Here is an 11,815-nt window from a genome sequence, read left to right as displayed (position 1 = left end):
ACCGGCCGCCGGCGAGAGAACGGCGCGCACGGCGTGCACGACGCGAACAGCAGAGACCACACCGGAAACGGGGGCGGCATGACGACGGACACGACGACGGGGGCGCCGGCGCCCGCCCTCGGGCGGGGCTACGCCGACGACCGCGCGGACACCGTCGCCCACCTCGCCCGCGTCGAGGACGCGCTGCTGCGCCCCGGCGCGGACCGGTCGGCGGCGGGCCTGCCGCACACGGCGGCCCGCCGCGCCCGGCGGCGCTTCATGGAGCGCCACGCGGACAGCCTGTACGCCGAACTGACCGACGGCCACCGCGAGTTCCTGCGCCTGGACGACCTCGCCGCCCGCGCGGCGGAGCTGATGCCCGGACTCGTACCGACGAAGGAGCAGGCCGAGGAGGAGCGGCGCAGGCCGCAGCGTGACAAGGAGGGCCGGGAGACCGACCACGGCATCTTCTTCTGGGGCCTGCTGCGTTCCGCCACGGCGGGCCGCCACCTCGTGGAGGCCATGCGCAGGCCGACGCAGAAGGCACTGGCCGCGCTGCCCGGCTTCCGGGCCACCGGGCACGCCGACCTCGGCCTCGTGTCGGTGCGGCGACGGGGGGACACGGGCGAGGTGACCGTGCACAACACGCGGTTCCTCAACGCCGAGGACGACCTGCTGGTCGCGGCGCTGGAGGCGGCGGTCGACCTGGTGCTCCTGGACGACTCGGTGCGCGTGGGCGTCATGCGCGGCGCGCCGATGACCCACCCGCGCTACGCCGGACGCCGGGTGTTCAGCGCGGGCATCAACCTCACCCGCCTGTACGAGGGCGAGATCTCGCTCATCGACTTCTTCCTGACCCGCGAACTCGGCTACATCAACAAGATCTTCCGCGGGCTGAGCGTCCCGGACGACGGCGCGAGCTGGCTGCCGGAACCGGTCGAGAAGCCCTGGATCGCGGCGGTGGACACCTTCGCGATCGGCGGCGGGGCGCAGATCCTGCTCGTCTTCGACCGCGTGATCGCGGCGGACGACGCCTGGTTCACCCTCCCCGCGCTGCGCGAGGGCATCATCCCGGGCGCCGCCAACCTGCGGATGCCGCGGGTGGCCGGCAACCGGCTGGCCCGGCAGTCGATCTTCGCCGACCGGCGGATCGACGCGGCCTCCCCCGAGGGCCGGCTGCTGTGCGACGACGCCGTCCCGGCGGACCGGCTGGAGGAGGCGGTGCGGGCCGCGGCCGCCGGACTGGCCAACCCGGCCGTGGTCGGCAACCGCCGCGTCCTGCACACCCACGAGGAGCCCGAAGACGTGTTCCGCCAGTACATGGCGACGTACGCCGTCGAGCAGTGCAGGCGTCTGACCAGCAGCGATCTGGTGGAGAACTTGGAACGCACATGGATATCGAGGAACCGATGACCCCCGACACCCACACCCCACGCCTGCCCCACCGCACGATGTACCAGTGGTTCGAGGAGTCGGCCCTGCGGCTGGCGGACCAGCCCGCCCTGGAGATCGGCGACGAGGTCCTCACCTACGCCGAGCTGCGCCGCCTGGCCCTCGTGCTCGCCGCCCGCATCGTGCGCAAGCACGGCGGACTGCCGGACCGGGTGGCGCTCGCCGCCGCCCGTTCGGTGGGCGCGTACGCCGGTTACCTGGCGATCCAGCGGCTCGGCGCGGCCGTGGTCCCGCTGAACCCGGACTACCCGCAGCAGCGCAACCTCGACATCGCCCAGCGCGCCGGGGTCGCCGTCGCCCTCGTGGAGGACCGGACCGCCGGCCTGTTCGCCCGGCTCCCCGAGCGCCACCGGCCCACCGTGCTGGAGCTGGCCGAGGACGAGCGCGCGGACCAGGACCTGCTGGAGGAGGCGCTGGAGGAGACGCTGCCGCCGGTTCCGTCCGACCTCGCACGCGAGGCGTACATCCTCTTCACCTCGGGGTCGACCGGACAGCCCAAGGGCGTGCCGATCCTGCACCGCCAGTTCTCCCCGTACCTCGAACACAACATCCCGCGCTACGAGATCGCCCCCGGCAGCCGGCTCACCCAGGTCTTCGGGCTGACCTTCGACGCGCACGCCTTCGACCTCTTCGCGACCTGGGGCGGCGGCGGCACCCTGGTCGTCCCGACGGCGGCCGACCTCTACGCGCCGGTCGACTTCATCGTCGACCGGAAGCTGACCCACTGGTTCTCGGTGCCCTCGGTGGTGCGCGAGGCGCAGCGGCTCGGCAACCTCCCGCTGGGGCGCTGCGTCACTCTCAAGCACAGTATGTTCGGCGCCGAGCCGGTCACCGCGCAGCACGCCGCGCTGTGGCGCGAGGTGGCGCCGCACTCCCAGATCCACAACGTGTACGGCCCGACCGAGCTGGTCATCTGCTGCTCCAACCACCGGCTCACGGGGCCCAGTCCGGACTGGCCGGAGTTCAGCGGCGGCACCGTGCCGATCGGCACGATGTACCCGGGCATGGAGGGCGTCCTGCTCGACGAGGACGGACGCGCGGCCGACGAGGGCGAGCTGTGCGTGCGCGGCCCGCAGCGGTTCGACGGCTACCTCGACCCGCGCGAGAACGCCGGCCGGTTCCTCTCCTACGAGGACGGCGGCCGGGCCACCGTGTACGACGGCGCCGGGCCGCTCACCGACCGCCACTGGTACCGCACCGGTGACCGGGTCCGCCGCGAGAACGGCGTCATGGTGCACTGCGGCCGGCTCGACCAGCAGGTGAAGGTGCGCGGGCACCGGGTGGAGATCGGCGAAGTGGAGGCGGTGCTGCGCCGTCACCCGGCGGTCGTCGACGTCGCCGTGGTGGCGCTCCCGACGGCGGAGGGCGAGACCGAGCTGACCGCCGCGTACGCGGGCCGCGACACGGACCCGGCGCGCTTCGACGCCTGGCTGCGCGACCAGGTCCCGCTGCACATGGTCCCCGCCCGGATCACCCGGCTGGACGGCCTGCCGCTCAACGACAACGGAAAGACGGACCGCAACGCACTGGCGCGGATCCTCGGCACCCCGGAGGGGTCATGACTGACGCGACCAAGGACGCGACCACGGGCGCGGCGAAGGGCGCCGCCGGGGACGCCGCCGGGGTGACGGACCCGGCGGCCGGGCCCGGCCACTGGCGCACCGCGCTGGCCGGCCTCGAACCCCTGGAGCTGCCGGCCGACCGCTCGCGCACCCCGGCGCGCGAGCCCGGCACCGCCCGGTGCACCCGCACCGTCCCGGCCGGCACGGCGGACGCCCTGCGCAAGGCCGCCGCGGGGTACGGCGAGCCGCTGCCGGTCGTGCTGCTCGCGGCGTACCAGCTTCTGCTGGGCCGCTGGAGCCGGCGGCACGACGTGGCCGTGGGCGCGGCCGCGGCGGGCGACCTCACCGTCGTGCGGACCGACCTGGCGGCGGCTGCCTTCGGGGACCTGGTGCGGCGGGCCGGCGCGGCGGTGCGCGAGGCGCGGGCCCGGCAGACGGTCCCGTTCCCGGACCTCGTCGCGGACCTCGTACCGGAGTCCGACGGCAGCCACCACCCGCTGGTGCAGGCGCTGTTCGCCGCCGACGGCGTGCCCGCCCTGACCGTCGGCGCCTGCCCGCCCGACCTGGTCCTGGTCTGCGAGGACCGCGAGGCGGAGATCGGCCTGCACGTCGACTTCAGCACCGCGCTGTTCGACGCCGCGACCGCCGAGCGGTTCGCCGGGAACTACCTGACCCTGCTGGGCGCCGTCGCCGCGACCCCGGACGCCGCGCCGGGCGACCTCGCCATCCTCGACGACGCGGAGCGGCGCACGCTGCTCACCGAGTGGAGCGCGCGGCCCGCCGCCTACCCGGAAGGGCGGGGAGTGGCCGAGCTGGTGGCCGAGCGGGCCCGGCTCGCGCCCGGCGCGGTCGCGGTGGTCTTCGGCGACGAGGAGGTGACGTACGGCGGGCTCAACACCCGCGCCAACCGGCTGGCCCACCACCTGCGGTCCCTCGGCGTCGCCCCCGGTGTGCCGGTCGGCGTCTGCCTGGAGCGCGGCCCCGAGCTGATCGTCGCGCTGCTCGCGGTGCTGAAGGCGGGCGGGGCGTACGTGCCGCTCGACCCCGAACACCCCGTCGACCGGCTGGATTTCGTGCTGAGCGACACGGCCGCCCCCGTCGTCGTCACCCAGGAGTCTCTGCGGGGGCGGCTGGCGGGCGAAGGACGGGTGCTCGTCGCCGTCGACACCGACCGGGAGACGGTCGCCGCGTGCGGCGACGCGGACCCCGCCCCCGCCGCCGGGCCGGACGACCTCGCGTACGTCCTCTACACGTCCGGCTCCACCGGCACCCCCAAGGGTGTCGCGATCACGCTCGGTTCGCTGGTCAACCTGCTCTTCGGGATGCGGGAGACCTTCCCGGCGCCCGCGAGCGACCGGGTCCTGTTCACCACGTCGGCGACCTTCGACATCGCGAACGTCGAGGTGTTCCTGCCCCTGGTCACCGGCGGCCGGATCATCGGCGCCGACCGCGAGCAGGTCCACACGCCCCGGGCGCTCGCCGCCCTGGTCGACCGGCACGACGTCACCCTCGTCCAGGCCACCCCGTCCGCCTGGCGGCCCCTGCTGGAGGCCCTCGGCGACCGGCCCGAGCCGCGCGACCTGACCGTCTTCACCGCCGGTGAGGCGCTGCCCGCCGACCTGGCGGCCACGATGCTGCGCACCGGCCGCCGCGTCGTCAACGGCTACGGCCCGACCGAGACCACCGTCTACGCCACGGTCGCCGAGATCCGCGACGCGGCGGGACCGGTGCCCATCGGCCGTCCCACCCCGAACACCGAGGTGTACGTCGTCGACGAGGCCGACCGGCCCGTTCCGGTCGGCGTACCGGGAGAACTGCTCATCGGCGGCGGGGGAGTGGCCCGCGGATACCTCGGCCGCCCGGACCTGACCGGCGAGCGGTTCACCGCGCACCCCTTCCCGGCGCACGCCGCCGGCGGGGACACGGCGCGCGTGTACCGCACCGGGGACCTGGTCCGGTGGCTGCCGGACGGGAACCTGGAGTTCCTGGGCCGCCTCGACCACCAGGTGAAGGTGCGCGGTTTCCGCATCGAGCTCGGCGAGATCGAGGCGGCGCTCCTCGCCCACACGGACGTCGACTCCTGCGTGGTGACCGTCCGCGAGGACGTTCCCGGCGGAGCGCCCGGCGAGAAGGCGCTCGTCGCCTACTGCGTGCCGGTGGAGGGACGCACCCCGGGCGTCGGCGCCCTGCGCGACTGGTGCGGGCGCGGTCTGCCCGGCTACATGGTGCCCGGCGTGTTCGTCTTCCTCGACCGGCTGCCGCTGACCACCAGCGGCAAGACGGACCGCACCGCGCTGCCCGCCCCCGACGGCGAACGGACCGCTCTGGAGGCCGAGTTCGTCGCACCCCGTACGCCCGCCGAACGCGCGGTCGCCCGGATCTGGGCCCAGGCGCTGTGGGCCGACGAGGTCGGCGCCCACGACGACTTCTTCGAGCTGGGCGGCGACTCGCTCACCGCGACCCGGGTGGCGCTGCGCCTCCAGGAGGAGTTCGGCCTGGAGATCCCCGTGCGGGTGCTGTTCACCTGCCCGACCGTCGAGACGCTCGCGAAGGCCCTGACCACCGCCCGCCGGGCCGGCGGATTCCCCGCGGCCTGATCCGACGCCGCACCCCCTGCGGACCGCCACCCCGGCGGTCCGCAGGGCCGGTGCACGCCTTCGGCCGTCAAATCGTCCCGTATCGCCCTGATATCGCCCGCACGTACACGCGCCCCGGCGCAGGCCCCGCCCCGCGCGGGCCCCGGAACACAGAGGTTGACCCATGAGTGACAAGCCGGTGCTTCTCGTCGTCTACGACACGGGGAGCCTCGCACCGACCCGGCTGGCGGAAGCCGCCCGGGACAACGGCTGCTCGCTGGTCTTCGTGACGGCCGCGACCGACCACGCCCGGGAGATGATCCCCACGCTGGAGACGGTCGGCGCCGTGGTGGACAGCGCGGGCCGCACGGAGAACGAACTCGTGGACGCGCTGCGCGCGCTCTGCCCCGCGGGCATCATCACCTTCAGCGAGTTCCAGATCGCGGCGACCGTGCGGCTCGCCGACGCGCTCGGCCTGCGCTACCACCGGCCCGCCGACGTCGGCGCGATCACGCACAAGGACCTCCAGCGGGAGCGCTTCGCCCTCGCGGGCGTCGACAGCGTCCGCTTCCGCACGATCACCGGGACCGAGCAGGCCGAAGAGGCGCTCGCACACGTCGGACTGCCCGCCATCATCAAGCCGGTGATCGGCGCCTCCAGCCGCAACACCCAGGCCGTGACGACCGCCGAGGAGTGCCGCGCCGCCCTCGCCGGGATGTTCTCCGGCGACGGCGAGGGCCCCACCGAGACCGCCGTGATGCTGGAGGAGCTGCTGGCCGGCCGGGAGACGCCGGCCCCCTGGGGCGACTACATCGCGGTGGACTGCGTCGCCGACGGCGACGACGTGCGACCGGTGTTCGTCACCAGCAAGTTCGCGCTCGCCGAGCCGTTCCGCGAGCGCGGCGGGTACGGCGGCTTCTCCGTCGTCCCCGAGGACGAGGAGCGCGCCGTGCGCGACCTGGCGTGCCGCGCGGTGCGCGCCCTGAACATCCACGGCGTAGCCGACGTGGAGATCAAGCTGACCGCCGCAGGACCCCGGGTCATCGAGGTCAACGGCCGGCTCGGCGCCTGGGTCGACGACCTCGCGGTCCGCTCGGGCACCTCCGACCCCGCGTACGTGGCCGTCGCCGCCGCGCTGGGCCGCCCGTACGAGACGCCCGAGGTCAAGCAGGACGGGCCGATCGCCTTCCACTACCTGATCGTGCCGCCCGCCGGGGCCCGCACGGTGAAGTCGATCCGCAACGTCTCCGCACTGCGCCGGCTGCCGAACGTGGACCGCGTCACCGTGCTCGCCGAGCCGGGCGCCGCCGCGGACTGGCGCATCGGCGCGCGCGGCAACACGGCGGCCGTCATCGGCTCCGCCGCGAACCACCGGGAACTGGCCGCGACCGTCGCCGCCATCGAGAACGTGGACTGGATCACTTATGAGTGAGTTCGTCATCTTCGACCTGGACGGCGTCCTGGTCGACACCCAGGACGCCGAGAACGGCGGGCTCGCGTACGTCGGCGGGCTGATGGGTCTTCACCTCGGCAAGGAGCAGCGGGACGAGCTGTTCTCCGGAAAGAAGATGCAGGAGTGCATCGACCTGATGGAGGAGATCTCCGGCTCCGCGCCGCCCGCCGACGCCATGGCGCTCGCGCGCGCCAGGTGCGATGAGCTCATCGGCTCCTGGCTGGAGCCCGTCGAGGGTGTCGCGTACGCCCTGGAGCAGCTGAGCTCCGTCCTCGGCACCGGCATGTGCGTCGCCTCCAACAGCCCGCCGGAGATCATGGCGGACCGCCTCGGCAAGTCCGGCATCCTGCACCACTTCGAGGGCCGGCTCTTCTCCGCGTACGACATCGGCGCCTGGAAGCCCGATCCGAAGCTGTTCCTCTGGGCGGCCGCCGAATGCGGCGCCGCCGTGGACGACTGCGTCGTGGTCGAGGACAGCCCGGTCGGTGTGGACGCCGCCCTCGCCGCCGGCATGCGGGTCCTCCAGTACACCGCCGATCCCGCCGTCGGCCCGCACCGCGACGGCGCCCTCGCCTTCCCCTCCATGCGGGACCTGCCCCGCCTGGTCCGCGACGCGCACCGGCTCGCGGCCCCCTCCTCGCTCGCCACCGCCCACCTCGGAGGTACCTCGTGAACACCCCCCGCAAGATCATGGTCCTGGGCGCCGGAGACATCGGCCGCCGCGCCTTCCACGAGCTCGCCCACAGCACGGCCGACCGGCACGTGCAGCTCGTCGGCCGGGACGAGGAAGTGGTGCTGCGCGCCGCCAACCTGACCCGCTTCTGTGCGGTTCAGCGGGGTTACGCGCCCACCGTCAGCCACGCGGTCACGGACCTGACCGACGTGGCCCGCACCGCCGAGCGCATCGCGGCCTTCGCGCCCGACGTCGTCTTCCTCGCCGCCAGCTACCAGTCGTGGTGGGTCATCTCCACGCTGGAGCCGTCCGCCTTCCAGCGCGTGTACGCCGCCAACTACGGCCCGTGGCTGCCGATGCACCTCGTCCCGGTGATGAAGGCCATGGAGGCCGTCAAGCTCTCCGGCACCGAGGCCGTCGTCGTGAACGCGGCCTACCCCGACGCCGTGCACCCGGCGCTCGCCGCGATCGGCCTGTCGCCCGACATCGGCATCGGCAACGTCGCCAACAACGTCCCCGGCATCACCGCGGCCGCCGCCGACGAGCTCGGCCGCAGCACCGCGGACGTCGAGGTGCGGCTCGTCGCCCACCACTACGTCTCGCACCGCCTGTCGCGCCACGGCAACAGCGGACCCGCCGCCATGGGCCTGGGCATCCGCGTCGACGGCCGCGACGTCACCGCCGAGCTGGACGTCGAGGCGCTGCTGAACCGGCTGCCCGGCCAGTACCGCCGCACCGGCGGCATGCCGGGGCAGACCATGACGGCCGCCTCCGCCCTCAGCGTCCTGGAGCCGCTGGCCGACGAGCGCGACGCCGTCGTTCACGCGCCCGGCGCGGACGGCGCGCTGGGCGGCTTCCCGGTGGCGATCGAGGGCGGCAAGTTCCGGCCGCTGCTGCCGGACGGCATGACGGAGGACGAGGCGCACGCCATCAACGTCTCCGGCCAGGTGCAGGACGGCATCCGCGAGATACGCGCGGACGGCACCGTCGTCTTCGAGCCGTCCTCCATGGCGATCATGACGGAGGAACTGGGTTACGACTGCGCCGAGATGAAGCTGTCGGAGGCGGAGGACCGCGCCGTGGAGATCGGCGAGCGGTTCGCGGCGTACCGCGCCCGGACGGCCAAGTGACGGCGGCCGGCGGACCGGTCCGGCAGGACGACACCACCATCACCGACACCACCATCACCACCACGGAGAAGGCGCAGGGGAAGCTGTGAAGCTGTTGCTGCTCGGCGGGACCGACTTCGGCGGCCGCGCGGTCGCCGAGGCCGCACGCGACCGGGGCTGGGAGGTGACGGTCTTTCACCGGGGCGAGCACCCGGCTCCGGACGGTGTGCGGGTCCTGCACGGGGACCGCACCGCGCCCGACGGGCTCGCCGCCCTCGCCACCGGCGAGTGGGACGCGGTCGTCGACACCTGGTCGTCCGCCCCGTCCGCCGTGCGCGACGCGGCCCGGCTGCTGTCCGGCCGCGTCGGCCGCTACGCGTTCGTCTCCAGCCGTTCGGTGTACGCCTGGCCCGCCCCTGCGGGCCTCGGCGAGGACGGCCCGCTCGCCGAGGGCGACCCCGACGCCGACGCGACGGAGTACCCGGCGGACAAGCGCGGCGCGGAGCTGGCCGTGCTCCGGGAGTTCGGAGAGGAGCGCACCCTGATCGTCCGGGCCGGGCTGCTCCTCGGCCCGCGCGAGACCCCCGGCCGCCTGACCTGGTGGCTGGAGCGGGTGGCCCGGGGCGGCCGGGTCCTCGCTCCCGGCCCGCGCGACACCCCGCTCCAGTACGTCGACGCCCGCGACCTCGCGGCCTGGGTCCTCGACGCCCTGGACGCCGGCCGGTACGGCCCGTACAACATGGTCGGTCCGCTCGGACACGCCACGATGGGCGACCTCCTCGACGCCTGCGTCCGGGTCACCGGGGCCGACGCCGAGCTGTGCTGGGCCTCGCCCGAGGACTTGGCCGCGGCGGGCGTCGAGGGGTGGAGCGACCTGCCGATCTGGGCTGCGCCGGGCAGCGAGCTCCACGCGGCGGTGCACGCGGGCGACGTGTCCCGGGTGCTGGCCACGGGCCTGCGCTGCCGGCCGGTCCTGGACACGGTGCGCGACACCTGGGCCTGGCGGCAGGCCCTGCCCGCCGACGTGGCGCCGCCCCTCGCGGACGGGCTGCCGGCCGACAGGGAGGCGGCGGCCCTGGCGGGGCTCGGGGCGGCCGGCCCGACCGGCGCCTGAGCCCACGTCCGCAGGACGCCCCGGGACGGGAGCCGCCCCTCCGGTCCCGGGGCCGGGCGGGCCGGCGCCGGCGCTCAGCCGGCGTCCGCGCCCGGTCGCCGGCGGAGAAAGATGGCCGATGCACCGATCTTGACGCGCGGCGGCGCCCCGCATAGCGTCCGGAGGACTGAGCAACCGCTTGGAGAGGTCCGTCCGTGCCGAACAACGATCCCCCGCGCGCCGCCGAAACCGCGCTGACCGCCCCCGGGGCGCCCTTCGAGGTCGTACGCGGCGAGGACGGCGGCCCGCTGTACGCCCGCGGGCCCCGGACCCTCCGGGAGTTCGTCGAGGCGACCTGGGCGTACGGGGACCGGCCGTTCCTGGTCGCGGAGAGCGGCACCTACTCGTACGGCGAGTTCTTCGCGGCGGCCTGCGCCCTCGCGCGGCGGTTCGCCGGCGAGTACGGGCTCGTGCCCGGTGACCGGGCCGTCATCGCCATGCGCAACCACCCCGAATGGCAAGTGGCCTTCTGGGCGGCCCAGTTGGCCGGTCTTGTCGCCGTGCCGCTCAACGCCTGGTGGACCGCGCCGGAGTTCGCGTACGCGCTCGACGACTGCGCGCCCGCCGTGCTGCTCGTCGACGGCGAGCGGCTGCCCCGTGTGGAGCCGTGGCTCGGGGGCCGCGAGGAGCGGCCCCGCGTCGTGGTGTTCCACGGCGACGCGGGGGAGTGGGGCGAGGTCTACGAGGGGATCCGGGCGGCCGATCCACTGCTCGGGCCGCCCGACGTCGACGTACGGGCCGAGGACGACGCCACGATCATCTACACCTCGGGCACCACGGGCCGGCCGAAGGGCGCCGTCGCCACCCACCTCGCGCAGACCGGGGCCGCCACGCACCCCCTCTTCCACGCCGCGCTCTCCGCGCTCGGGCGCGGGCGGATTCCGGGGCAGGGGCCCGCCCCCGTCTCGCTCATGACGTTCCCGTTCTTCCACGTCGCCGCCTTCACCGCGCTGTACTCCGTCATGGCGACCGGCGGCGCCCTCGTCCTCATGCGCAAGTGGGACGCCGGCCGGGCGCTCGCGCTGATCCGCGAGCACCGTGTGACGCACTACGCCGGCGTGCCGGCCACCGCCCTCCAGCTGCTCGACGCCGCCGAGGCCGCCGGGGACGGCCTGGAGAGTCTCGTCATGCTCAACACCGGCGGGGCCGCCGCGCCCGCCGGCCTCGTCGGACGCCTCACCGCCCGCTACGGCGAGCGCGTGGAGCCGCGCAACGGCTACGGGCTCACCGAGACCTGCGGCGGCGTGACGGCCCAGTTCGGCGCGGCCTACCGCGCGGACCCCGCCGCAGTCGGCCGCCCCGCACCGGGCACCGAGGTACGCGTCGCCGGGCCGCAGGGGCAGCCGCTGCCGGACGGCGAGGTCGGTGAGCTCTGGCTGCGCGGGCAGTCGCTCTTCCGCGGGTACTGGAACGACCCCGAAGCCACGGCGCGGGCCTTCGCCGACGGCGGGTGGTTCAGGACCGGGGACCTCGCGACCGTGCGGGACGGCCGCGTCAGCATCGTCGACCGGATCAAGGACATGGTCGTCCGCGGCGGCGAGAACGTGTACTGCGCCGAGGTCGAGAGCGTGCTGCACGACCACCCCGCCGTCCTCGACGCCGCCGTGGTCGGCGTCCCGCACCCCGTGCTGGGCGAGGAGGTCGCCGCCGTCGTGCGGCTGCGGCCCGGCGCCGCGGCCGGAGCGGACGAGCTCCGCGCGCACGTCGGCGGGCGCCTCGCCGCGTTCAAGGTGCCCGCCCACGTGCTCGTACGGGACGAACCGCTGCCCCGCAACGCCACCGGGAAGGTCCTCAAGCGGGAACTGCGGGCCGCTGTGGTCCTGTTCGCCGGCGGCGGGTGAGGGCGGGGGCGGCGGTG

The 11,815-nt window shown here is 74.9% G+C and carries 8 protein-coding genes; all 8 read left to right on the top strand.

All coding sequences use genetic code 11. The features are described from left to right. Positions 1-78: 78 nt before the first annotated feature. The 8 genes from AC07FK_RS16505 (at position 79) to AC07FK_RS16470 (ending at position 11,798) form a co-directional block, all read left to right on the top strand. On the top strand, positions 79-1,392 hold the full coding sequence (locus AC07FK_RS16505; RefSeq protein ID WP_479105580.1) for an enoyl-CoA hydratase/isomerase family protein: 1,314 nt from the start codon (positions 79-81) through the stop codon (positions 1,390-1,392). After that, a complete protein-coding gene (locus AC07FK_RS16500; protein WP_479105579.1) occupies positions 1,371-2,993 on the top strand; it encodes an AMP-binding protein in 1,623 nt (540 codons plus the stop codon). The genes AC07FK_RS16505 and AC07FK_RS16500 overlap by 22 nt, the downstream gene beginning before the upstream one ends. Next, positions 2,990-5,590 carry a non-ribosomal peptide synthetase gene (locus AC07FK_RS16495; protein WP_479105578.1) on the top strand — a complete coding sequence of 867 codons (2,601 nt, stop codon included), beginning with the start codon at positions 2,990-2,992 and terminating at the stop codon, positions 5,588-5,590. The genes AC07FK_RS16500 and AC07FK_RS16495 overlap by 4 nt, the downstream gene beginning before the upstream one ends. A gap of 163 nt (positions 5,591-5,753) precedes the next feature. Further along, a complete protein-coding gene (locus tag AC07FK_RS16490; RefSeq protein WP_479105577.1) occupies positions 5,754-7,001 on the top strand; it encodes an ATP-grasp domain-containing protein in 1,248 nt (415 codons plus the stop codon). After that, entirely contained in the window at positions 6,994-7,695 is a 702-nt protein-coding gene (locus AC07FK_RS16485) for an HAD family hydrolase (RefSeq protein WP_479105576.1), read from the top strand. Before AC07FK_RS16490 ends, AC07FK_RS16485 begins: the two co-directional genes overlap by 8 nt. Then, positions 7,692-8,825 (top strand): hypothetical protein, encoded by a 1,134-nt coding sequence (locus AC07FK_RS16480; protein WP_479105575.1) that lies wholly within the window; start codon positions 7,692-7,694, stop codon positions 8,823-8,825. Before AC07FK_RS16485 ends, AC07FK_RS16480 begins: the two co-directional genes overlap by 4 nt. 85 nt (positions 8,826-8,910) lie before the next feature. Beyond that, on the top strand, positions 8,911-9,918 hold the full coding sequence (locus tag AC07FK_RS16475; protein WP_479105574.1) for an NAD-dependent epimerase/dehydratase family protein: 1,008 nt from the start codon (positions 8,911-8,913) through the stop codon (positions 9,916-9,918). A gap of 194 nt (positions 9,919-10,112) precedes the next feature. Further along, entirely contained in the window at positions 10,113-11,798 is a 1,686-nt protein-coding gene (locus tag AC07FK_RS16470; RefSeq protein ID WP_479105573.1) for a class I adenylate-forming enzyme family protein, read from the top strand. Positions 11,799-11,815 lie beyond the last annotated feature (17 nt).

Source organism: Streptomyces sp. NPDC046122 (genome assembly GCF_056429965.1).
The sequence above is the reverse complement of the archived record's forward strand: the minus strand, read 5'-3'. Positions and strand labels throughout refer to the sequence as shown.

What these genes read in the sequence shown, in the direction of transcription:
- AC07FK_RS16505 (WP_479105580.1), top strand. Translation starts at nt 79, where the DNA reads ATGACGACGGACACGACGACGGGGGCGCCGGCGCCCGCCCTCGGGCGG.
- AC07FK_RS16500 (WP_479105579.1), top strand. Translation starts at nt 1,371, where the DNA reads ATGGATATCGAGGAACCGATGACCCCCGACACCCACACCCCACGCCTG.
- AC07FK_RS16485 (WP_479105576.1), top strand. Translation starts at nt 6,994, where the DNA reads ATGAGTGAGTTCGTCATCTTCGACCTGGACGGCGTCCTGGTCGACACC.
- AC07FK_RS16490 (WP_479105577.1), top strand. Translation starts at nt 5,754, where the DNA reads ATGAGTGACAAGCCGGTGCTTCTCGTCGTCTACGACACGGGGAGCCTC.
- AC07FK_RS16495 (WP_479105578.1), top strand. Translation starts at nt 2,990, where the DNA reads ATGACTGACGCGACCAAGGACGCGACCACGGGCGCGGCGAAGGGCGCC.